The sequence below is a fragment of the Arthrobacter sp. B3I9 genome (assembly GCF_030816935.1).
Lineage (GTDB): Bacteria > Actinomycetota > Actinomycetes > Actinomycetales > Micrococcaceae > Arthrobacter.
Window position 1 is genome coordinate 3,600,672 of record NZ_JAUSYO010000001.1, and the last position, 22,380, is coordinate 3,623,051.

Consider the following 22,380-nt stretch of genomic DNA (forward strand, 5'->3'; position numbering starts at 1 on the left):
AGCCGGCTCCCGGCAGGAGCCCGACCAAGCCCCGGGCCCGCGGTCCAGCCCGGCGGATAAAGTAAGCGCCCGGGCTGCAGGGCGGTCCGGCATAGGCGGGAGCAGCCATGGGCGAACCGCGGGTCCACATCAGCGGCTTCCGAATGGACTTCGGGAACACCACGGTGATCCGCGACCTGTCCTTCGACGTTCACGCCGGCGAAACCTTCGGCTTCTTGGGCAGCAACGGTTCAGGGAAGACGACGACGATCCGGGCGCTCCTGGGAATCTACGAGCCCACCGCAGGCATCCTCCACATCAACGGACGCGGGTTCAAGCCCGAGCACGGCGACAGGCTGGGCTACCTCCCGGAGGAACGCGGGCTGTACAAAAAGGAAAAGGTCATCGACATCATGACCTACTTCGGCCGGCTCAAAGGAGTGGAAAAGCGCGCCGCCCGGCGCTGGTCCCTCGAGTACCTCGAGCGGGTCGCCCTGGCGGACAAAGCCGGTTCCCTGCTGGACAAGCTCTCCAGCGGCCAGCAGCAAAAGGTCCAGCTCGGCGTCACCATCATGAACCGGCCCGAACTCCTCATCCTCGACGAGCCGACGAAGGGGTTCGACCCCGTCAACCGGCGCCTGTTGATCGAGATCATCGCTGAGCAGAAACAGGCCGGCGCCACCGTGGTGATGGTCACCCACCAGATGGAAGAGGTGGAGCGACTCTGCGACCGCGTCATCCTGCTCAAGGACGGCACGGCCGAGGCCTACGGGACCATCGACGAAGTGCAGAACAAGTACGGCGGCAGGATGATCAGGCTCAGGTACAGCGGCGTGATCCCCCGCTCGCCCCATTACGATGCCGTGCTCGAGGAAACCAACTATGCCGAACTGAGCATCACAGACGCCACCGACGAGGCGGCCATCCTCAAAAACCTCGTCGACGCCGGCGTCCGGGTGCGCAGTTTCACCACCACCAAGGTTTCGCTTGAGGACATCTTCATCCGCGTCTACGGCGACCAGAACAGCCCCGGCCCGTCCCCAACAGCCGCTCCGGCCGGGCTTCCCGCGCGGGCAGGGGAAGGGGTGTAGCGTCCGTGGCCCAGCATAATCTCGGAACGGTCATCGGCTTCGAGTTCGTCCGCACCGTGACCAAGCGGCGGTTCTGGATCGGCACGCTGTCCGTGCCCGTCATCATGGCAGTGGTGTTCGGCTTGATCTACCTGAGCAACACCACCACCGACACCGCCTCGGAGGCCCAGAAATCGGCCCAGTTCAGCATCGCCTACACCGATGCCTCCGGCCTGATCACCGCCGAAGAAGCTGCCCTCTTCGGCGCCCGGCCCGCCGAGACGCCCGACGCCGGTCTGCAGGGCGTGCAGGCAGGGACGCTGGAGGCCTACTTCGATTTCCCGGCCCGCCCGGACACGGACGTGATCCGTGTCTACGGCGCGGACAAGGGGATCTTTGAGAACGGCAAGTATGCCGCCGTCGCACAGGCCATGCTGACCCGCGCCGTCGAACAGAAAATCGGCTCAGCCGAGCTGTCCACCCTGGCCGGGGGCAAAGCCACAATCGAAACCGTCACCTACGACGGGACGCAGGAATCCGGCGGGCTGGGCTCCGTCATTCCGCCTCTGGTTTTCCTCGTCATCTTCTACGGGCTCATCGTTCTGCTGGCCGGTCAAATGCTCAATTCCACCCTGGAGGAGAAGGAAAACCGCGTGACGGAGATGATCCTGACCACGCTCAAACCGACCACGCTGATCGCGGGCAAAGTGGTCGCGCTGTTCGCGATAGGGCTGGTCCAGATGATCGTGTTCCTCTCCCCGGTCCTCATCGGTTGGCTGCTCCTGCCCGACCAGCTGACCCCGGCCACGCTGGCCCTGCCACCACTGATCTTCGACCCGATCCGGATGGCCGTGGGCTTCCTGATCCTGGTGGGCGGCTTTGCCTTGTTCACCACCACGCTGGTGGCCATCGGCGCCGTCATGCCGACCGCCAAGGAAGCCGGGAACGTCCTGGGCGTCATGATGGCGCTGATCTTCATACCGTTCTACGCGGTGGCCCTGGTGGTCTCCGACCCGCACTCCATGATCGTGCAGGTCTTCACCTACTTCCCCTTCTCCGCCCCGGTCACCGCGCTGCTGCGCAACGGTTTCGGTTCCCTGAACCCGCTCGAAGCTGGAATCGTGATCGTGATCCTGTTCGTCGGGGCCGCCGTCATGCTCCGCCTCGCCGTGCGGCTCTTCCAGTACGGCTCGATCTCCTACACCTCGAAGGTCAATATCCGCACTGCGCTCCGGGCCGGCTCGCGGCAGGCCTCCCCAGCCGCACCGCAGCCGGGTGGCGAGGCGTCCGGCTAGCGACGCGTCCCGTTAGTGACGCTTCCGGCTAACGAATCGTCCGGCCAGTGACGGCCAGGAACTCCCGGATCTTCTCGGCCATCGGCTTTGCCTGGGTCCAGTGCAGGTAGTGGCCACCGGCAAGCGGAACGATCTCGTGGCGCTGGACATTCTTCAGCAGCTCCTCGAGCGTGGCGGCCTTGGCGGGCTCCTCCGATTCCCCGGCGCCGGACACAAAGGCCAGTACCGGCAGCCCGTCCGGGTAGCGGACGCCCCGGAGAGCCGAAGCGTTGTTTCCGATCCGCGCCGTCTCGTCTTCCACGGCCTGGTTGCCCAGGTTCCAGCTCGTCATGAGGCGTATCCGCTCCCGTTCGTCGGCCGTGTATGCGTTTCCGTCCGGCTCGGCCAACCCCGGAGCCACGGCCACTACCGCGCGGGCCACCCCCGTGACCGAGAGCATCCGCAGCCACCCCGGCCCCTGCAGTGGCAGCTCCACCGGGCCTTCCGTTGCCTTGGGCACGGTGGGGTCAATCCCGATTACGGCTGAGACCTCCGAAGGGTACCGGTTGACGTAGTCCAGCATGTAGAAACCGGCGATCGAGTGCCCCGCCAGTAGATACGGCCTTGCGATGTTGAGATTGGTGAGGACCTCGTGGAGTTCGGTGCTGATGTCCTGGTTGGTCCGCTCGCTGGCAGTGAGGTCACTGTAGCCATATCCAAACCCCTCGACGACGATCACGTTGAAGTCGGGCAGCTCCCGAATCAGGGGCGCGAAGTCCAGCGCCGGCGCGGCCGTACCAAGCCCGCTGAGCAGCACCATCGGCGGCCCGGTGCCCCCACTGCGGTACACGTTGACGGCGCCGCCGGCGATGTCCATCCGTTCCCCGTACGGGGCGATAGTGGCCCGCTCATACCTTTCGAGCAGCAGATTGACCGCCGTCGACGCCAGCACCAGCCCGAGTACGGCCAGGACGACAATAGCGACGCGGCGCAGGGCCCTCCGCGGCCGCCCACGCCGCTCGGGCCGCTGGCGGACCGTTCCCGGTTGACGGTCCGCGTCGTTGGAGGCAGAATCCGCGGAGGATTCTTTGGGGCTGCGAGCGTACGGGCCCATGGCCGCTCTTTCCGTGCCTGGCGTTCCAGCAAGCTGGTGGAACTTGTACGGTGCCAGAACGAACGCTGGAACGCAATCACTTCGCTTTCGCTGCCCTCCAAAGGAGGACAGCCAGCGCCGCCGTGACGGGTGTCCAGATCATCCGTTCAACGATGGACGGGGACGCCAGGTTCACCGCTGCCCCCATCACCATGAGCCCGGCTGCCCCATAGAGGACCCGCCGGCGGAGGACCGGCGGAACCAGGGATGTTCCGGCGGCCGATGCCAGCACCACGTAGACGGCGGATGCTCCCGCGCTCGTTGTGCGGAAGGAATCCGGCAGGACCCCCGGATTCCCACCGCCATAGGAAGCTGCCCCCCACGGCGCCCCCAGGGCAAGGGCGGCCTGGAATCCCGCGAGCCCGAGAAGGAGCGCTGCGGCCGCCTTTCCTGCCGGGACGGCCGAGCCGCTGCCGGCCAAGTGGAGGGGTGCTCGTGTGTCTGCTTCCATCGCGGATCCTTTGGCTCTTCAGCGTTCGGCAGCCGAACGCTCCTACCATCTTCCAGATATAACCGGAGTACCGATGACACGTTCGGACCAGACGCAGACTGCCGTCCTGGGCGCCCTGAGCGTCATGCCGATGTCCGGTTATGCGCTCCGGGAGGAAATCAAAAACACCCTGGGACATTTCTGGAGCGAAAGCTTCGGCCAGATCTACCCTGCCTTGGCCGAACTCCAGCGCTCTGGGCTCGTCCAGCGCCAGGACCAAGCCGGGGGCCGTTCCTCCAGATATGACATCACCCCGGCCGGCACGGCCCGGCTCCGGGACTTGCTCACGGAACCGCCCCAGCCGAACAAACCCCGGAACGGCGTGCTCCTGCGCCTCTTCTTCGGGCGGCAGCTCGGACCGGACGCATGCCGCCGGCTGGTGCTCGAGGCACGTGACCAGGCCGAAACCCAGCTCGCGGCCATGGAAACGGCCCGGTCCGAACTGGCTGAAGGCAAGCTTGGGGACAACACGCCGTTTGCGCTGATCACCGTGGCGGCCGGCGAACACTCCGCGCGGGCCACCATCGCCTGGGCCAACGACGCCCTGGCCATCCTCGAGGCGCTGGACGAGTCACCGAACAATTCGCCGAGCAAGGCACCGAACGATTCACCGAACGAGCCGCCTGCTACTTCCCCGCCGGCCGCAGCGACGTGATCATCTTCCGGATGTCCTGGTACTCGGGCGTCGACGCGTAAAGCCTCGCCTTCTCCAGGTACGGCAGGGACGGGTCGCCCGGCGTCGCATTGTTGTCCGGGTTGTACGCCGCCCCAAACAAGGCACCGCTCGGTGGCCATAGGAACAGGTGGAACATCGGGCATGCCGTACTTCCGGCCTCCTCCGGAACCATGGTGATCCCGTAGCCGGCGATAGTAGGCGGCGCCGCCACCGGAGCCGTGCCGCTTCCGCGGGCCTCGAACACGAAGCGGGGAACCGGGGCATCGGCCCCGCCGCCCTCAGCCAGCGCCTGCAGCGGCACCGTGTCGAACACTTCGGCCGGGTACCTCTCCGTGCAGTCAGCCCCCGTCACCACGTTGGTCCGCAGGCTCGCCATCGGCTTGCCGGCCTCATTGACCACATCGACGAACTCCCCCTCGAGAGGCATCTCCCCCGCGGGGTCCCTGACGGTCCAGCGGGAGGGATAGTCGAACGACAGCCCGCCGTCCGACGTCGTGAAGGTCTTCCAGCCCGACGACGGCGTCGTCGCCGTTGCGCCGCTGGTTCCCGACGACGAAGCGGACGGCCCCGCGGTGCCGGCTGCCGCTGACGACGCCGGTGGCGACGATGCGGGTGGTGTCGATGCCGGCGGTGCCGGCTCCGCCGTCGAACTGCAGGACGCCAACATCAAGACGATGCACAGGCCCGCGCCAGCAGTGGTGGCTGGTCTCCTCCGCCCCATCCTTGCTCCGCGCACGCCCACCATTCGGCCCAACGGCTACTTCCCCGCCGGGCGGAGCGAGGTAATCATCTTCCGGAGGTCTTTGTACTCAGCGGTCTCGGTGTAGGCCTGCGGAGTATCCACGTTGGGCGGGTTTCCGGGCGTCGTGTCGAAGGGATTGTAGGCGCCGCCGAACATCGCGCCGCTGGGCGGCCAGGTGAAGAAGTGGAAGATGGGGCAGGCCGTCGATCCCGAGGGTTCCGGGGCCGAGGTGATCCCGTAAGCCAGCGGGTTCGACTGAGCCGGGTCCGATGCGGAGGCAATGGTCCGGCCCTCAAAAACGAAGCGTGGCGTCTGACCCGCCTGTTCCAGTGCGGGCAGGTCCTCGGAGTCGATGCGGGAATACGGATACTTTTCGGTGCATTCAGCCCCGGTCACCATGTTGGTCCGCAGGGTAGCGATCGACTTCCCCGTGTCCGCGAGGACCTCCACAAAGACACCGCCCGGGGCGGCTTCTGCTGCCCGGTCCCTGACGGTCCACTCGGCCGGGTAGTTGAACGCCAGCTGGCCGTCCGTCGTCGTGTAGTTCTTCCAGTCCCCCGATGCCGGTTCCGAGGGGGATGCCGGCGTCGCTGTTCCGGATGTGCCTTGCGTGGCGGAAGCTGAACTGGCTGTGGCCGGCGGCGCGGTGGCTTCCGGCGCGGTTTGTTGAGGGGCGCAGGCCACCAGCAAAGCAGCTGCGCAGACCGAGGCAGACAAAGCCCTGCAGAATGATCCAATGCGGCGCATGTGCCCCTCCCCCCGGGATACAAGTTGTTCGACAATTCTCGTTTCCCCGGGGCCGAAAAACAGGGTCTTCAGGCCCCTTGCAGGATGCGGCGTCGGCAAGCTCGCTACGCAGGACGGCCATGGGGTGATGCTTCCCACATTGTCCACGCACCGATTTCAGTTGCCCGCGGAAGCTTGCTAGAGCTTAAGTCATGCAAGAGTTTTTGACCCCCGCAATCCCGTTCCTGGCGATGGCCCTCGCCGTGGTCGCCGGACTTGTCCTGTCTTGGCTGGTGCGCCGCGTGGTGCTGCAGCTCAACCGCTCGAAGCCGGAGCTGCGGGAGACCTCCCGCGTTGCCCGGTTGCCCTTGCGCCTGGTGCTGTGCCTGATCGGCGTCCGGATCGCCCTGGCGGTGACCACCGAGGACGTGCCTTGGCGCCGGAATGTGGACCATTTGCTCGTCATCGCCCTGATCGCCTCGGTGGCGTGGCTGGCGATCGCATTGCTGCTCATCATCGAGTTGATGGTGCTGACGCGCTACCGGGTGGATGTAGCGGACAACCGCCGCGCGCGGCGGCTCCGCACGCAGGTCATCCTGGCGCGCCGCATCGGCGTGGCGTTGATTGCTGTGGTGGCGCTGGGCAGCATGATGCTGACGTTCCCGGCCATCCAGGCCCTAGGCGCCGGCCTGCTGGCCTCCGCCGGTGTCATCTCGATCGTGGCCGGCCTCGCCGCGCAGACGTCCCTGGTCAACGTGTTTGCCGGCATCCAGCTCGCCTTCACGGACGCCATCCGGGTAGACGACGTCGTGGTGGTGCAGAAGGAATGGGGCCGGATCGAAGAGATCACCCTGACCTACGTGGTGGTGCATATCTGGGACGACCGCCGCCTGATCCTCCCCTCGACCTACTTCACCACCACGCCGTTCGAGAACTGGACCCGCCGGCAGTCCGAGGTGATGGGCACCGTGGAGTTCGACCTCGACTGGCGCGCCCCCGTCGAGGCCATGCGCACCGAGCTGAAGAGGGTTCTGGCCGGCACCGAGCTGTGGGACGAACGGGTGGGCATCCTGCAAATTACCGACGCGACGTCCGGATATGTCCGCGTCCGTGTCCTGGTCAGTGCCGCGGACAGCGCCTCGCTCTTTGACCTGCGCTGCCTCATCCGGGAAGAACTCGTGCTGTTCCTGCAGCAGGACCACCCCACCGCGCTCCCGCACGTACGCCTCGAATCTCTGCCCTCCGCCGCGGCGGCCGGCACCCCGGGCACGTCCCCAACTGGTGCCGGGGCTCGGCGTCCGGGCAAGCTGTCCGCCGCCGATGTACCCTCCCGGCACCCGGCCGACCCGCAGGATTCGCAGCTGTTCACCGGATCCATCGAGGCAATCCAGCGTTCCCGCGCCTTCTCGGGTCCGGGCGAGGACGTCTTTGAGGACCGGGACAAGACCATCGCCAGCAAGAACTAGGAGGGGTCTTCCCCAGCTCCGGCCAACTGTTCGATAATCAGACGTTGGGCGTGGCCTCCGCGGGTACTGCGCCGGCACCTAGGAGGGAGCTGCAGATGACTATTCCACCGCCGCACGAACCGGACCCGTTCCCGCCGGATCCCGGACCCACGACGCCGCCGCACCCCGGCCCCGGGGACCCGTTTCCCCCTGAGCCCGGACCGGTCACGCCCCCGCCGCCGATCCCGGAGCCCGGTCCGTCCCCGGCTCCCGGGCCTTTCCCGGCGCCGGGGCCGCTTCCGATTCCTGATCCCGGACCTGTGCCGCCAAGCCCTGATCCGACCCGGATCTGAAGAGCTTCGGCCCCTTCTGCCGGTCCATGCCGGTCAGTCGGCCGCCGCGGTCCAAGCTTCGCCGCGCTAGCCACGCGCCTGCGGCCCCAAGCTTCGCCGCGCTAGCCACGCGCCTGCGGCCCCAAGCTTCGCCGCGCTAGCCGCGCCATGCCGGCCACCCCTGCGCCCTGCCCGTCACCCGGCGGCGACACCGCGCAGGAACCGCCGCACCTCGGTGTTGAACGCCTCCGGCGCTTCAACGAAAACCTGGTGGCCGACGTCGGGAATTATCACCAGCGTTGAGCCCGGAATCTGCCGGTGCATCTCCAGGGCCACGCTCTGCGGCGCCCTGACATCTTCCGCGCCGTAGAGCACGAGCGAGGGCACCTTGATGGTTCGCAGAACGTCGCGGTAATCGGCGTGGCCGTTGGCGCCCAACAGGGCGCGCATGCCGATAGGCCGCGAGCCGGCCATGATCCCGCTTTTTTCTTGCACCGCGGCCGGGTCGGCTCGGTGCGTGAACAGGGTGGGCAGCCAGACCGGAATGAATTGCTCCGGGGGCTGCTCGAGCTCGGCCAGAACCTGGGCGTAGCGCCGCTCGACTTCTTCCGGAGGCAGCGACCCGGCCCATCCGGCGTAGGCCGAGACCAGCAGCAGGGACGAAGGGATGTCCGGGTGCGCCCGGTACAACTCCAAGGCGATCCCCGACCCCATGGAAAACCCCAGGAGGTGGGGCCGGTCCGGCACAGCGAGCCGCAGGAATCCGGCCAGCGCCTCCGCCAGATCCACACCGGAAAAATCCGGCGGAGGATCGGCCGAAGCGCCGCATCCGGGCGCGTCCCAGGCCACCACGGTGAACTCGTCCGACAACGCCTCCAACTGGCGGCGCCAGACGCGGCTGTCCTCGTAGGCGCCGTGCAGCAGGACCAGCGGCTGGCCGGTGCCCGCTCGCTGGTACCCGATGCGCAGACCCGCAACCTCGACGGTGTCCATGGGCCCAGTTTAGGAGGATTGGCTACGGCCGGGTGGCTGGGTAACCAGGTGGCCGGGCGCCGGGTGGCCAGCCGCGAGCTGGGCCCGCTCCCGCCTTACGGGTAGACGATGTCGTGCGTCCGGTGGTCGTAGTGGATGACGAGGACGCCGCCGCCGTGGTGCACCTCATGGTTAGGCCCGTCGAATTCCCCGTAGGCGCCGTAGTTCTCATCCCAGGAGCGGTTCAGGGCGATCTTGAAGCTGTAGAAACCGGCCGGAATATCCGCCGCGATCTTCCACAGCTGGTCCACCAGATCCAGTTCCATCTGCGCTTCGTCGTACTGAGGGGCCCAGTTGGCGGGGGCACCCAGCAGGATGTTGAAGTCACCGGCAACCGCAACGGCGTCCGGCTGGTTGATGGTTTCCGTGCTGACGGCGGGAGTCTCCACCGCGGCGGCCGGCGCTTCGGCCGGAGCCGGAGCTTCGGCGGCGGCCGCCGTCTTTTCCGTTTCCGTCCGCTTCTGCACGGCCTTGGCGACCGGGGCGACAGCGCCCTCGATGAGCTTGGCGGCCTTGCCGGCCACCTTGGCAGCCTTCGACGTCGGTTCCTCAGCGGGAGCGGCCTTAACCGCAGGCTTACCCTCCGGAGCAGCCGGCAGGGGCGTGTCGGCCGGAACCGGAGTTCCGGACTCGAGCGCCGCGGCGAACTTAGCCGGTTCGGCGAACGCGACGGTGGCCCGCTGGCCGTCCTCGGTGATCGACCAGCCAGAGCGGCCCTTGACGAGCCAGCCGGCCTTGACCAGCTTCGCGGTGGCGGTGGTCAGCGTCTTGTGTCCGCGGGGAATGCCACCGCTCAGGAGCTCACGCTCATGGTCGTTGAGCGGCACCTGCTCGATCGCTTCGCCCAATACGGCTCCGGCGTTGAGTTTTTCGCCCGTCCACACCCCCTCTGCCAGGACATCCAGCACAGCCTTAAGCCGAAGGTTGGTGTTTTCCGCGGTGTTCGCGCCCATGGGTCTCCTTAGAAGCAATTGATCCACCTGCATTTTGCCAAGGAATGGTGTCTTTTCGCGAGTGGAAACGGTTAACTCAGTGTGTCGTGACCCACTATGACAGTTCAAAGGGGTGTTCTTGCGCAATTAGCGCCGCTGTACTCGCCAGTAGCTTTCCCGCCGCGGCGGGATTCCCGCCGTCGGTCACTACCCGGATCACTGGATTCGGTGCACCGGCGAGCGCAAAATGATCACTACACGTCCTGTTGCTCGGGAGGCCGGCATGCCTCGATTCAAGGTCTGGCTGCAGCGACACCGCCTTCCGGCGTTCTTTGTCCTGGCGCTCGCCATTTCCTGGTCGTCCTGGCCCGTCCATACCGCCGGCCTCCTGCCGCGCTTCGAATTCCTGCCCATTGGCCCACTCGCGGCGGCCCTGATTATTGTCGGGCTCGCCGAAGGCAGGGCCGGGTACCGTGCATGGGGACGGAGGCTGATCCGCTGGCGTGTCGGCTGGGCCTGGTACGCCGTGGCCCTGCTGCTCCCAGCACTGCTGGTGCTGCTCACGGGCTTCGCGAACATGGCCCTCGGCGCGGGGGCACCGGGGCTGGCGGACATCACGTGGTCCGGGCTGCTCACGGTGTTCGCCATTCGGCTGGTGAATCCATGGACGGCCCGCTGGGCGAGGAACCCGGCTTCCGCGGCTACGCCGTACCCCTGCTCCTGGCCCGGTGGTCGCCGCTGCAGTCCGCGGCGGTTCTTGGCGCGCTGGTGTCCCTGTGGCACCTCCCGCTGGTCCTCTTCGGTCAGCTCAGCCTGATCGGGATTCCCACCACGTTTGCCATCACGTTCCTCTACGTGTGGGTGTTCAACCGCACCGGGGGCAGCGTGCTGCTGGCACTGCTGTTCCACAACAGCCAGGGCACGTTCACCGTGGGTTCCTACGGATTCTCCGGCGTCGATGCCGGCCGCGCGGAGTTGCTCTACTTCGGGTTTGTTGTTCTTGCCGTGCTGGCCACCGTGCTCGTGGACCGGGACGGCTGGCGTTCCGCGTTAGCCTCCGCCGTCGACGCCGCCGAACTGCCTTCCGAATCGAACCGGCTCCACCGCTAAGGAGGAAGCCCTTACCTATCGGACTGATGCTCGCGCTGGTGGATCAGCCGCAGCGCCCGCACGCCTGCAGTGCAACAACGAGGCACGCACTCTGAGTTGTAGCGCTCCTCGCGCCGTAGCCCTCCGCCGTTGTGCGCCCGAAGCGATGGGATTACAGTAGCGGTCTGCCCGACGTCGACCCTTCCGGCTCCGCGCCCATCTGCGGGTGCTGGGACCCGCCGCTCTTCTTGAGGAGATCCCCATGCAAACACGCACCCTCGGTTCACTCACCGTCTCTGCCCTTGGCTTGGGCTGTATGGGCATGAGCGAGTTCTACGGCCAAGGCGACGAATCCGAGTCCGTCGCCACCATCCATGCCTTCCTCAACGCCGGCGGCACGTTCCTGGACACGGCCGACATGTATGGCCCCTTCACCAACGAGGAACTGGTGGGCCGTGCCATCTTCGGACGGCGGGACGAAGTGGTCCTCGCCACCAAGTTCGGGAACGAACGGCGCCTGGATGGCTCGTGGGTGGGCATCAACGGCACCCCCGACTATGTCCGGAGGGCCTGTGATGCCAGCCTGCAACGGCTGGGCGTCGACCACATCGACCTGTACTACCAGCACCGGGTGGACCAGAACGTCCCGATCGAGGACACGGTGGGAGCGATGGCGGAGCTGGTCCAGGCCGGAAAGGTGCGGCATTTGGGTCTCTCCGAGGCCGGTGATGAGACCGTCCGCCGGGCCCATGCGGTCCATCCGATCACCGCCCTGCAAACCGAATACTCGCTGTGGGAGCGGGAGCCCGAGACCAAGATCTTTCCGGTCCTGGCCGAACTCGGCATCGGCTTCGTCCCGTACAGCCCGCTCGGCCGGGGCTTCCTGACCGGCCAACTGCGCAGCCCCGAGGACTTTGCGACGGACGATTTCCGGCGTCATTCGCCCCGGTTCCAGGGCGAGAACTTCACCCGGAACCTCGAACTCGTGGACCGGGTCAAGGAGCTCGCGGACCAGAAAAGCTGCACGCCGGCGCAACTGGCGCTTGCCTGGCTGCTGGCGCAGGGCGAGCACATCGCCCCGATCCCAGGCACAAAGAAGCGCGAACGCCTGACAGAAAACCTAGGTGCCCTCGACGTCGAGCTGTCGGCTGAGGATCTCCGCCGCCTCGACGAGCTGGCTCCTGCCGGGGTTGCGGCGGGCGCCCGTTACCCGGACATGGGAACCATCGACGGCTGAAGCGTTCAGCCCCTAGCCCCGCCCTGCGCGTTGCCCTATCAGTCATGGTGCTTTTGCCCTCGTTTTAGCGACCAAAACTGATAGGGCAACGGGGGGCTCAGTGCCCTGATTCCGCCAGCTCTGCCAGCAGCTCGGCCTTCCGTTCCTCGCTGGCGAACGAGGAACGGATCGAGTTGGCCGCAAGGCGCACGCAGTCGAACTCGGACAGGCCGATCACGGTTTTCAGCTTTGCGAAGTTCTCGTCCACGTACCCGCCGAAGTAGGCCGGATCGTCCGAGTTCACGCTCACGTTCAGCCCGGCCGCGAGCATCACCGGCAACGGATGGTCCGCGAGCGTGTCCACGGCCCGGAGCCGCACATTGGACAGCGGACACACAGTCAGCGGCGTGAGGTCGTTCACCAGCCGCTCCACCAGCTCGGGATCCTCCATGCACCGGATGCCGTGGTCGATCCGTTCCACCTCCAGAAGCACCAGCGCATCGATGATGTACGACGGCGGCCCCTCCTCGCCGGCGTGCGCGGTGCGCCGCAGCCCGGCTTCCTTGGCGCGGGCAAAAAGCCGCTCGAACTTTTCCGGCGGATTGCCCACCTCGGCCGAATCCAGTCCGATTCCCGCGATGGGGGCGTTCAGGGCGAGCAGCTGTTCCAGCACGTCGAGGGCGGATTCCTCGGGCAGGTCGCGCAAAAACGCAGCAATGAGCAAGGTGGAGATGCCGAACTCTTCGAAGGAATTCTTTAGCACCGAGGCCACACCGTTGACGCAGGTTTCTAGTGACACTCCGCGGGACAGGTGGGCCTGCGGGTCCATCATGATTTCGGCATGCCGTACCCCGGCGAGCGCCGCCCGGGCAAGGTACGCCCGGGTCATGTCGGCGAAGTCCTGCTCGGTCTGCAGCACCGCCATGTTGGCGTAATAGAGGTCCAGGAAGGACTGAAGGTCCGTGAAGTCATACCGTGAGCGGAGCTCCTCCAGGTCCGCGTACGGCAGCTGGATTCCGTTGCGTTCCGCGAGGGCGAAGATCAGCTCCGGTTCCAGGGTTCCTTCGATGTGCAGGTGCAGTTCCGCCACCGGCAGCAAGGCATCAACGCCCTCGGGAAGCTCCTCCGGTTCCAGTGCCGTGGCGCTCGCCGGGCCGGTGTCTGCCGCATCAGTTCCCGTGGCTTCAGGGCCGCCGTCGTAAGTGTCCATCCGGTAAGGATATGCCCGCCGCTGGAGTGCACCGCTAGAGTCGAACCAATGCCTATTGACCAGCGTGCCTCCGATCTTGCGACTTTGACCCTCGATTCCACCGGCGATGGCTTCGTCCGCGTCCGCGGCGCACGGGAGAACAACCTGCGCAATGTGGACGTGGACGTGCCCCGGGACGCGATCGTCGCGTTCACCGGGGTGTCCGGCTCCGGCAAGTCGTCCCTGGCCTTCGGCACCATCTACGCCGAGGCGCAGCGCCGCTACTTCGAATCCGTAGCGCCCTACGCCCGCCGGCTCATCCAGCAGGGACACAATCCCAAGGTGGAGGCCATCACGGGGCTGCCTCCCGCCGTCGCTCTCCAACAGCGCCGGGGTACCCCGAGCTCGCGTTCCACCGTCGGCACGCTCACCACCCTGTCCAACTCGCTGCGCATGCTCTACTCGCGCGCCGGCAGCTATCCGGACGGCGCCGCCCCGCTGGACTCGGACGCATTCTCGCCCAACACCGCAGCGGGCGCCTGTCCGGAGTGCCACGGGCTCGGCATCGCGCACACGGTCTCCGAGGCGTCCCTGGTTCCGGACACCTCGCTCAGCATCCGCGACGGCGCCATCGCGGCGTGGCCCGGGGCCTGGCAGGGCAAGAACCTGCGCGACATCCTCACCCATCTGGGGTACGACGTCGACACACCCTGGCGGAAGCTGCCCAAGAAAGAGCGCGACTGGATCCTCTTCACCGAGGAACAGCCCGTGGTGGAAGTAACGCCGCAGCGCGACCGCGTCGCCAAGCCGTACAAGGGCCGGTTCTGGAGCGCCCGGAGCTACGTCCTCCACACCCTTGCCGACTCCAAAAGCAACACCATGCGCGAGCGTGTGCTGCGCTTCATGGAAACCGGTCCGTGCGCGCGGTGTGGCGGCAGCGGCCTTACCCCGGCAGCGCTCGCCGTGACGTTCGCCGGAAGGACGATCGCCGAGCTCAACGCCGTCCCCATGAGCGAACTGGCGGAGATCATCCGCCCCACCACCGAACTGACGGCCGCGGGGACCGCCTCGCGCAAGCAGTCCTCCGGCGAGGGCAACGAGGTGGCCGTCGCCATCACCCGCGACCTGCTCCAACGCGTCACCGTCCTGCTGGACCTCGGCCTCGGCTACCTGGCGTTGGGCCGGTCCACCCCCACCCTCTCCCCCGGCGAAATGCAGCGGCTCCGGATCGCGACCCAGCTCCGCTCCGGACTTTTCGGCGTCATCTATGTGCTGGACGAGCCCTCCGCTGGCCTGCACCCGGCCGACGCCGAGCCCCTCCTCGCGGTCCTGGACCAGCTCAAGTCCTCCGGCAACTCCGTGTTCGTCGTGGAGCACAACATGGACATCGTCCGGCGGGCCGACTGGCTCGTGGACGTGGGCCCCCGCGCCGGCGAGGGCGGCGGCGAAGTGCTCTACAGCGGACCTGTCGCCGGCCTGGCCGACGTGGACGCGTCCGTGACCCGGCCGTTCCTGTTCCCGGATGGTGCCGACCGGGATGGCGCCGTGTCTTCAGGGTTCCGCCCGTTGGGCAGCAGCCCCCGGAAAGCCGCCGGCTGGCTTGAGCTGCGCGGTATCACCCGCCATAACCTGCGCGAGCTCGACGCCGAATTCCCTCTCGGTGTGCTGACGGCGGTCACCGGCGTGTCCGGCTCGGGAAAGTCCACGCTGGTCAGCCAGGTCCTTGCCGAAGTCGTCGGGGCGCGCCTTCATCCGGAGTCCGGCGTTACGCCCGACGCGGCAGGGGCGGCGGCAACGACGGTCGACGACGACGACGTGCTGGCCGACGACGACGCGGCGGCGCTCGAAGCCGGCGCAGCCGAGCTCGCCGAGCCTCTGGCGGTCGGTCCGGTATCCGGCCTGGACCAGCTGGACCGGCTTGTCCGGGTTGATCAGAAGCCGATCGGCCGAACGCCGCGGTCCAACCTCGCCACCTACACCGGCCTCTTCGAGGCAGTACGCAAGGAATTCGCGGCCACGGACGAGGCGAGGGCCCGAGGCTTCGGTGCCGGCCGCTTCTCCTTCAACGTTGCTGGCGGGCGCTGCGAAACCTGCCAGGGTGAAGGCTTCGTCGCCGTCGAACTGCTGTTCCTGCCCGGCAGTTACGGCCCCTGCCCGGAATGCCATGGCTCGCGCTTCAACCCGGAAACCCTCGAGGTGACCTACCGCGGCAAAAACGTGGCCGACGTGCTGGGCATGACGGTCAATGCTGCCGCGGACTTCCTCGAGGGCGTGCCCGCAGCCGCACGAAGCCTGCAGACCTTGCGCGAGGTGGGACTCGGTTACCTCCGTCTCGGCCAGCCGGCAACCGAACTCTCCGGCGGCGAAGCCCAACGCATCAAGCTCGCCACCGAACTGCAGCGTGCCCAGCGCGGCCACTCGCTCTACCTGCTGGACGAGCCCACCACGGGGCTGCACCCGGCCGACGTCCAGCTGCTGATGGCCCAGCTTCACCGCCTGGTGGATGCGGGCAACACCGTCATCGTGGTCGAGCACGAGATGGATGTGGTGGCTGCGGCGGACTGGGTGATCGATCTGGGACCTGCCGGTGGCGATGCCGGGGGTGAGATTGTCGCCGTCGGGACCCCTGCCGCCGTCGCCCGTTCCAAAACAAGCCGGACGGCGCCTTATCTGGCCGCGCTGCTGAGCAACTGACAACGCGATGTTCATTGTCCGGCAGAACAGCCTTAATATCACGACTTGATAACGGCGGCGTCCTGCCTTAGCCTTAGGTCCATGCCCGATCTCGGGTATTAAGTGCCCGGTGCCGCCACCACCAGATACTGCCCGACCGGCGGACACCGTAATGACCTCTATTTGTCACGGGGCGGGCAGTAGCGCGACAACGTCCGGGGACGGACCGAGCGCCGGTGGCCCTCAGGAGCAGCTGTCACCATGAAAAAATCCACGTACAGCACTGCAGCGCGCCGCGGCATCACTTTCGCGGCGGTCTCGCTCGCCGGTGTTGCGCTCTCCGCCGCATCGGCCAACGCGGCAGTCCCCGGTTCCACCGCTACTGACGTCTGGGATTCCCTGGCCCAGTGCGAAAGCAGTGGCAACTGGGCCATCAACACCGGAAACGGCTACGCGGGCGGGCTGCAGTTCAGCCCCAGCACCTGGGCGGCTTATGGCGGTACGGGATCCGCAGCCAACGCCAGCCGCGAGCAGCAGATCGCCGTCGCCCAGAGGGTCCAGGCGAGCCAGGGCTGGGGGGCGTGGCCCTCCTGCTCTGCAAAGCTCGGCTTGTCCGGAAGCCCTGCCGCGCAGGCAGCTCCCGCAGCACGGACGCCGGCCCAGGTTCCGGCGGCCAAGGCCCCCGCAGCCAAGGCCCCTGCGGCTCAGGCAACTGCCCCTCAGGCGGCCCCCAAGGCCGCCGCCCCGGCAGCCCGCCACGCTGCGGCCGTCCCCCTGAGCGGCGAGACGTACACCGTCCAGAGCGGCGACACCCTGAGCAAGGTTGCCTCCAAGCTCAACATCGCCGGAGGGTGGCAGCAGCTGGCCGACGCCAACACCGCCACCATCAGCAACCCGGACCTGGTGTTCCCGGGCCAGGTTCTGAACCTTCCCGCGTAGCCCGTCCGGCTAGAGGCGCTCCTTAAACCACGACGCCGGAGCAGTCCCCCAAAGGGGAGAGCTCCGGCGTCGTGGTTGACGACTTCGGGCGTCTGAAAACTTCCGGCGTCGTGAGGACGAGATCAGGCGGCGCGCGGTATCTCGCGGATGATCCGGACCTTCCAGGCGGCGTCGTCGCTGGTGTCGAGGAGGGCAACAGTGCCCATGGCGAGGTGGAGGGCCACCCGCTTGGCGGCAAGAAGCTCAAGGTAGAGGTTCTCATTCATGCGCCCCGGCGCATCAATGACGTACTTCACGGCGTCACGGACCTTGCGGTAGTTCGCACTCTGCTCCCGGTGCAAGTGCAGTTCAAGCATCCGGCGCTGCTTGATGCGCGGCTCGTGGCGGTTCAGCCAGGACACAGCAGCATGCACCGCAACCACCAATGCCAACGAGATGACGTAGATTTCCCAGCCGCTGGAGAGCAGGAAGAGTGGCAGGTTGGCGATCGCCACCACCGCGATGAACAGACGGAGCGCAAGCAGCCGGCGCATCGTGAGGGCCACCGAAGCCATGGCTGCCCGGAGCCGGTGCTGCTCCTTGCGTGCGGCTTCCGGATCGATCGTGAATTCCTCCAGCACCAGGATGCCGTTCGCTTCGGGGCTGAGCATTTGTCCGTACTTGGGCGCGAACGGCGCCGAAACTGCAGTGTTCATGGCGTGTCTTCCGGGGCGGCGGGGCTTGTCCATGTTATTTTATCCGCTCTCGGACGCCCCTGTCTGCCCGGTTCCGAAATGTGAACAGAGTCACCAGCAAAGCCTGCAATTGGCGCAATCGCTCCGGGGCCCCAAACTGGAGAGATGCAGACTTTTCTCCCCTTCCCGGATTTCCAGCAGAGCGCGGCGGTTTTGGACCGCGCGCGTCTCGGCAAGCAGCGCGTTGAAGCCCTGCAAGTCCTGCGTGCGCTGGTGATTCCGCAGTATGGCTGGCAGTCGCACCCGGCTGTCCGGATGTGGATGGGACATGTGCCCGCGCTGACCCTCTACGGCCTGGCGATGGTGGACGAGTGGACGGCCCGGGGCGGCGAGGACACTACGCGGGACAAGATCATGGAGTTCGCGCCCCAGGCAGCCCATCCGGACTATGCCGCCAAAATTCCGATGCCACACTGGCTCGGTGACCCTGATTTCCACTTGAGCCACCGCTCCAAGCTGGTCACGAAGGACCCGCACTTCTACTCCGCTTTGTTCCCGGATACAGAAGCGGACCTGGACTACGTCTGGCCGGAGCCCCGGCTGGAGCTGCTGCCCGAAGAACCCGCCGGGGATCGTATGTGGGTTCTGCGGCTTCCACTCGGAGACACCGATCCTGAGCAGCTGAAAACCATCAGCCTGCCTCCGGTGGGGGGCACCAAGGCGGCGGCCGCGGACGATGAATACCAGTTCGTCTATGCCGATTCAGGCTCGCGGCGCCCGGCCAAGCAGCGGAAGCTGCCGCCGAAGCAACTCGTCAAGAAGCCCAGCCGGAAACGCCTGCACCAGGAAGAGGCGTTCACCACCCTTCCCGGCAACTCCCTGGTGGCCATCCCGGTCGACGGCGGACGCTCCTTTGCCGTGGGCAAGGTCCTGGGCCGCCCGATCACCGTGGACGGCCAGTTCGCCCGCACCTTCCACGTGGACGAGATTGTGGACCGCTCGGCCTTTGATTACCCGGCGCTGCTGCAGGACCCGCGGACCTTCTTCCCGGTTCCCGCACCGTAACGGGGAGGCCTGGGGCGGGGGCTCCCACGGGGGCGGGCGAGGTTCAGGGCCGAGCTAATGCCCGCGAGGTCGCCGACGCTCAACAGGTGACGGATTGCTCCAAGGGCGTGCCGGTCCAGGAGCCTACCCGTGCCACCAGGCTGAACGTGTATGTACCCGCACTGCCGGAGACAGACATCTGGATGGTGGCCCCGGCCGCGACCGGCATCGTCGCAACTCCGCCCGGACCCTTCAGTGTCGCCGTATACCCCGTCGCGCGGGCAACTTTCGCGAATTCCGTGAATTTGATTGTCGCGCCCATCGTCTGGCCGTTCGTCGTGCACTGCAATGTCCCGTTGATGGATGCCGGGGCGGGAATCTTGTAGGTTCCGGCGCTGACTGTCGCGGTGGTGCGGGATGTGAAGGCGGCGTTGGCCAGGCTAGGAACGCCCAGCATCAGGGCCACGGCGACGAGAACAGCCAACGGTCCCCGCAGCCGCATCACAAGAGCGGAGGGGGCCTTGGGGGCTGCCGGAGTGGCCTTGGCGAGGTTCACTGGCGCGCTTTCTTTCGCAGCGGTTGATCTTCGTGCTTTTACTCTGGCATCTCCGCTTCAGGACAAAGCTAGGGAAAGCCTCAACGTTCACTCAAGAAAGCGTGTTAGCCTGTAGCCACTGTGACGCGTGAGGTTGGTGGGACAGGGGCACGTGGGGTGCCTGTGGCGCTAGGTCTCGTTCGTCTTTGAAGCTGGGGTTATGGTTGGTTCGCTGGGGCGGCTCCGCGCCGTCGTCGTCGATGACGATGCAGACATTCGTCTGCTGGTTCGCAAGACGCTCGAGATGCAAGGGTTCGAAGTTTTCGAGGCTGACTCCGGCGCCGAAGCGCTTCTGAGCATCCAAAACAACCTCCCCGACGTGGTGACCTTGGACCTCAACCTTCCTGATTTGGACGGCGTGGAAGTATGCCGCCGCTTGCGCAAATTCTCCGACGCCTACGTCCTCATGATCACGGCCAGGTCAGATGAAATCGATGAATTGATGGGCCTGGAAACCGGCGCCGATGATTTCATCAGCAAGCCGTTCAGCCCCCGCGGCGTCCAGGCTCGCGTGACAGCAGTATTGCGCCGCCACCGTCCCACGCCGCAACGCCCTACGCCTCTTCGCCGCGCAACGGATTTCATGCCCCGTGCCGCCGCCAACGTGGCTGGCGACACGGCAACGCCGCTCCGCCGGTCCACCGATGTCCCGCGCCACACCGACTCCTCCTCTGAGGCCCCCGCGCTGCCTCGGCGCCGAGCGGACGATGTCGCCTCCACGACGCCGGGGAACTCCCCGGCCGAACCCGGCTTAGTTGCTGGATTCGGCCGCCGGCAAAGCGATGCCACCGGCGTAGTTCGGCACGGTCCCCTGGTGGTCGAAGCCGAGGGCCGTTCCGCCTCCTTGGACGGCGTCGAACTGGTCCTGACACGCACCGAGTTTGACCTTCTCGAGGCACTCGTCGGCGCGCCACGGCGGGTGTGGACCCGCAAGGCTCTCCTGACCAAGGTATGGGGCACGGAATGGCCGATGGACGAGCATCTCGTGGAGGTCCACATCGGCAACCTGCGCAGGAAACTCGGTGACAAGGGCCGCGAACCGCGGTTTATCCGCACAGTACGCGGCGTCGGATACCGGATGGCCCCCGCGGAAGTGGTGGTGTAACTGTCTGCGTCGCCGCATTCCGCGGCAAAGGCTGAGGACCGTAAGGAGCGACGGTCAGTACTGGCGGAGTACGGACTGCCGGGCCTGGAAGCGCCAGACCCGGGAACGGATGCACAGGTCCCGGATGCGGTAGGGCAGCTCCGCAAATTGCTGATCCTTGCCACCACCATGACCGGCGTTCCCTACGGGGCCATCAACATCATCACGCCCGACGAGCAGCACCACATCGCCACGGTAGGGATTGACCCGGGCGTTTGCTCCCGTGAGCTGTCCATGTGCGACCGGGTTTTTCTCAGCGGCGAAACCACAGTGGTGCCGGACGCATCGCAGGATCCCCTTTTCCATGACCATCCGTTGGTGACCGGGCAGCTGGCCTCCGTCCGGTTCTACGCATCAGTTCCTCTCAGCACTGCCGACGGCTTCGTGCTCGGGTCGCTGTGTGTCTCTTCGGCGTCACCCGGCCAGCTATCGCCGGAGAAGAAGACCGCGCTGGAAATCATTGCGTCGCAGGCCGTGGAGGTACTTGAGCTCCAACGTCACGCCCGCATGCTGGCCCGCAGCCTGGCGGAAGCACGGAAGAGCAACGAGCTGCTCGAATCCTTCGCCGGGCGCATCAGCCATGATTTGCGCAACCCGCTGACGAGCATCATCGGGTTCACTGAACTTGGCGAGCTGCACAGCGGTCCGAACGCCGCGGAGTACGGCGTGATCGGCAGGACCTCGCGCCGAATGCTGGCCATGCTGGACGACATCTTGTCCTTTTCACGCATCGGCGGGGCGCTCCGCCTCCAGCCAGTGTCACTCGCTGCTTTGGTCCGGGAGGTGGAGGAGGATCTGGCCGCGTCGCTGCAGGAGACAGGGGCGGAAGTTGAAGTGTCAGACTTTGTCCTGCAAGCCGATCCCGACCAACTGCGCGAGCTCCTGCAAAACCTCATCCATAACGCTGTGGCCTACCGTCGCCCGGACGTCCCACCGAGAATTCTGGTCACCGCCGAGGCCGTCGGCGAGGACGTTGAAGTGCAGGTGACGGACAACGGCAAGGGCATCCCGGTGGAGGAACAGTCCCGCGTCACAGAGCCCCTGGTGCGCTTACACCGCGACAGCGACCCTCCCGGTTCCGGGTTGGGGCTGGCGACATGCGTCCGGATCGCCGACGCCCACGGCGGCCACTTGAAGGTCAGAACCAGCCCCGACGGCGGAACCACCGTGTCCCTCAGGTTGCCTTCTCTGGCTGCCACCGACTGACGGTCGGCGGAAGGGGGCGCCAAGCCCCCTCAATCCGAATCGGTGCCTGTGTTTTTTGTGGTTGCAGAACTGCCGGCTTTTGCGGGCGCCGAACTGCCGGCGTCGGCGGGCTTCCCCCAGATGGATGTCAGAAGTACGACGACGAGCAGTGCTGATCCGCCGTACATAATGAGCGGTTGCACCAACGGCTGACGCAAGGCCCTGATGACGTCGCCAAGGTGGGGAACGACGCCGGCCTGGGTGTACACATAATCCTCGCCCAGCACTGCAGCCCACGGATCCGGCGTAGGGTTCGCGTCACCTTTCGTGGTCACCGTTGTCACGCCAGCATCGCTGCGTTGGATGCTCGTGATGCGGTGGGTTTCGACCCGGCGATCATCAATCGGAATGCTGTAGGTAATGACATCGCCAACTTCTAGCTCCGACACGGGCGTCTTCACGCTGACCACGACGTCGCCCGGGTTGATTCCCGGCGACATGCTTCCGGTGAGCATCGTGGAGGTCTGGTAGTTCAGGACACGTGGCCCAATGGCGAGGAAGAAGAACAGCAGGGCGGCCAAAACCAGGAAACCTGTGAAAGCCGTACGCCCGGCCGCGACTCCAAACTTCGACGCCGAGCGCCATCTGGAGTTCGAGGCGACCCTCGGGTCCACGCCGGCTGCTTGACGTGACCGTGGGCCCCGGTTGGGGGCGGGCCGGGGCTGAGCCGGCCGGGGCGGAGCTGCCACGAATGGCAGGTCCCGGGGCGCGTCGCTGACCG

The 22,380-nt window shown here is 66.5% G+C and carries 22 protein-coding genes; 11 read left to right on the top strand and 11 right to left on the bottom strand.

Annotated elements, in window-relative coordinates; all coding sequences use genetic code 11:
- Positions 1-107: 107 nt before the first annotated feature.
- Positions 108-1,070, top strand: a complete 963-nt coding sequence (locus tag QFZ65_RS16630; RefSeq protein ID WP_306911864.1) for an ABC transporter ATP-binding protein — start codon at positions 108-110, stop codon at positions 1,068-1,070.
- A 5-nt stretch (positions 1,071-1,075) separates the two neighbouring features.
- Entirely contained in the window at positions 1,076-2,344 is a 1,269-nt protein-coding gene (locus QFZ65_RS16635; RefSeq protein WP_306911865.1) for an ABC transporter permease, read from the top strand.
- 28 nt (positions 2,345-2,372) lie between these two features.
- Here QFZ65_RS16635 and QFZ65_RS16640 read toward each other — a convergent pair whose 3' ends face one another.
- Both QFZ65_RS16640 and QFZ65_RS16645 read right to left on the bottom strand, forming a co-directional pair.
- The gene (locus tag QFZ65_RS16640) at positions 2,373-3,437 is read right to left on the bottom strand and encodes an alpha/beta fold hydrolase (RefSeq protein WP_306911866.1); all 1,065 of its coding nucleotides are present in this window, start codon (positions 3,435-3,437) and stop codon (positions 2,373-2,375) included.
- A gap of 76 nt (positions 3,438-3,513) precedes the next feature.
- Positions 3,514-3,927, bottom strand: coding sequence for a hypothetical protein (locus tag QFZ65_RS16645; RefSeq protein ID WP_306911867.1), 414 nt, complete (start codon positions 3,925-3,927; stop codon positions 3,514-3,516).
- 73 nt (positions 3,928-4,000) lie between these two features.
- Between QFZ65_RS16645 and QFZ65_RS16650 the strand changes: the two genes are divergently transcribed.
- Positions 4,001-4,621 (top strand): PadR family transcriptional regulator, encoded by a 621-nt coding sequence (locus tag QFZ65_RS16650; protein WP_306911868.1) that lies wholly within the window; start codon positions 4,001-4,003, stop codon positions 4,619-4,621.
- Here QFZ65_RS16650 and QFZ65_RS16655 read toward each other — a convergent pair.
- From QFZ65_RS16655 to QFZ65_RS16665, 3 genes are all read right to left on the bottom strand, one after another.
- Positions 4,593-5,069: a hypothetical protein gene (locus QFZ65_RS16655; RefSeq protein ID WP_306911869.1), complete on the bottom strand. Its 477-nt coding sequence runs from the start codon at positions 5,067-5,069 to the stop codon at positions 4,593-4,595. The two genes, QFZ65_RS16650 and QFZ65_RS16655, sit on opposite strands and share 29 nt — an antisense overlap.
- The gene (locus QFZ65_RS16660; protein WP_306911870.1) at positions 5,032-5,322 is read right to left on the bottom strand and encodes a hypothetical protein; all 291 of its coding nucleotides are present in this window, start codon (positions 5,320-5,322) and stop codon (positions 5,032-5,034) included. Before QFZ65_RS16660 ends, QFZ65_RS16655 begins: the two co-directional genes overlap by 38 nt.
- Positions 5,323-5,399: 77 nt before the next feature.
- On the bottom strand, positions 5,400-6,131 hold the full coding sequence (locus QFZ65_RS16665; protein WP_306911871.1) for a hypothetical protein: 732 nt from the start codon (positions 6,129-6,131) through the stop codon (positions 5,400-5,402).
- Positions 6,132-6,322: 191 nt separating this feature from the next.
- Between QFZ65_RS16665 and QFZ65_RS16670 the strand changes: the two genes are divergently transcribed.
- Positions 6,323-7,576 carry a mechanosensitive ion channel family protein gene (locus tag QFZ65_RS16670; protein WP_306911872.1) on the top strand — a complete coding sequence of 418 codons (1,254 nt, stop codon included), beginning with the start codon at positions 6,323-6,325 and terminating at the stop codon, positions 7,574-7,576.
- A gap of 506 nt (positions 7,577-8,082) precedes the next feature.
- Here the strand turns inward: QFZ65_RS16670 and QFZ65_RS16675 are convergent.
- Together QFZ65_RS16675 and QFZ65_RS16680 are read right to left on the bottom strand one after the other, a co-directional pair.
- Complete coding sequence (locus QFZ65_RS16675; RefSeq protein WP_306911873.1) at positions 8,083-8,880, bottom strand: alpha/beta fold hydrolase; 798 nt, start codon at positions 8,878-8,880, stop codon at positions 8,083-8,085.
- A 95-nt stretch (positions 8,881-8,975) separates the two neighbouring features.
- Entirely contained in the window at positions 8,976-9,872 is an 897-nt protein-coding gene (locus QFZ65_RS16680) for a glycosidase (protein WP_306911874.1), read from the bottom strand.
- A 642-nt stretch (positions 9,873-10,514) separates the two neighbouring features.
- On the opposite strand from QFZ65_RS16680, the gene QFZ65_RS16685 reads away from it, so the two are divergent.
- Positions 10,515-10,961 carry a CPBP family intramembrane glutamic endopeptidase gene (locus QFZ65_RS16685; protein ID WP_306911875.1) on the top strand — a complete coding sequence of 149 codons (447 nt, stop codon included), beginning with the start codon at positions 10,515-10,517 and terminating at the stop codon, positions 10,959-10,961.
- Positions 10,962-11,202: 241 nt separating this feature from the next.
- The gene (locus QFZ65_RS16690) at positions 11,203-12,177 is read left to right on the top strand and encodes an aldo/keto reductase (protein ID WP_306911876.1); all 975 of its coding nucleotides are present in this window, start codon (positions 11,203-11,205) and stop codon (positions 12,175-12,177) included.
- Positions 12,178-12,274: 97 nt separating this feature from the next.
- On the opposite strand, the gene QFZ65_RS16695 is transcribed toward QFZ65_RS16690, so the two are convergent.
- The gene (locus QFZ65_RS16695) at positions 12,275-13,366 is read right to left on the bottom strand and encodes an adenosine deaminase (protein ID WP_306911877.1); all 1,092 of its coding nucleotides are present in this window, start codon (positions 13,364-13,366) and stop codon (positions 12,275-12,277) included.
- A gap of 48 nt (positions 13,367-13,414) precedes the next feature.
- On the opposite strand from QFZ65_RS16695, the gene QFZ65_RS16700 reads away from it, so the two are divergent.
- Both QFZ65_RS16700 and QFZ65_RS16705 read left to right on the top strand, forming a co-directional pair.
- Complete coding sequence (locus QFZ65_RS16700; RefSeq protein ID WP_306911878.1) at positions 13,415-16,039, top strand: excinuclease ABC subunit UvrA; 2,625 nt, start codon at positions 13,415-13,417, stop codon at positions 16,037-16,039.
- 240 nt (positions 16,040-16,279) lie between these two features.
- Positions 16,280-16,957 (top strand): transglycosylase family protein, encoded by a 678-nt coding sequence (locus QFZ65_RS16705; RefSeq protein WP_306911879.1) that lies wholly within the window; start codon positions 16,280-16,282, stop codon positions 16,955-16,957.
- Positions 16,958-17,079: 122 nt separating this feature from the next.
- Here the strand turns inward: QFZ65_RS16705 and QFZ65_RS16710 are convergent, their stop codons facing one another.
- Positions 17,080-17,652 (bottom strand): hypothetical protein, encoded by a 573-nt coding sequence (locus QFZ65_RS16710; protein WP_306911880.1) that lies wholly within the window; start codon positions 17,650-17,652, stop codon positions 17,080-17,082.
- A 144-nt stretch (positions 17,653-17,796) separates the two neighbouring features.
- Here QFZ65_RS16710 and QFZ65_RS16715 point away from each other — a divergent pair, with 144 nt between their 5' ends.
- Complete coding sequence (locus tag QFZ65_RS16715; protein ID WP_306911881.1) at positions 17,797-18,696, top strand: MSMEG_6728 family protein; 900 nt, start codon at positions 17,797-17,799, stop codon at positions 18,694-18,696.
- A gap of 79 nt (positions 18,697-18,775) precedes the next feature.
- On the opposite strand, the gene QFZ65_RS16720 is transcribed toward QFZ65_RS16715, so the two are convergent.
- The gene (locus tag QFZ65_RS16720) at positions 18,776-19,231 is read right to left on the bottom strand and encodes a hypothetical protein (RefSeq protein WP_306911882.1); all 456 of its coding nucleotides are present in this window, start codon (positions 19,229-19,231) and stop codon (positions 18,776-18,778) included.
- 199 nt (positions 19,232-19,430) lie between these two features.
- Between QFZ65_RS16720 and QFZ65_RS16725 the strand changes: the two genes are divergently transcribed.
- Positions 19,431-20,375: a response regulator transcription factor gene (locus tag QFZ65_RS16725; protein WP_306911883.1), complete on the top strand. Its 945-nt coding sequence runs from the start codon at positions 19,431-19,433 to the stop codon at positions 20,373-20,375.
- Positions 20,376-20,522: 147 nt separating this feature from the next.
- A complete protein-coding gene (locus tag QFZ65_RS16730) occupies positions 20,523-21,620 on the top strand; it encodes a GAF domain-containing sensor histidine kinase (RefSeq protein ID WP_306911884.1) in 1,098 nt (365 codons plus the stop codon).
- Positions 21,621-21,649: 29 nt separating this feature from the next.
- Here QFZ65_RS16730 and QFZ65_RS16735 read toward each other — a convergent pair whose 3' ends face one another.
- Entirely contained in the window at positions 21,650-22,180 is a 531-nt protein-coding gene (locus QFZ65_RS16735) for a signal peptidase I (protein WP_306911885.1), read from the bottom strand.
- Positions 22,181-22,380: the final 200 nt, after the last annotated feature.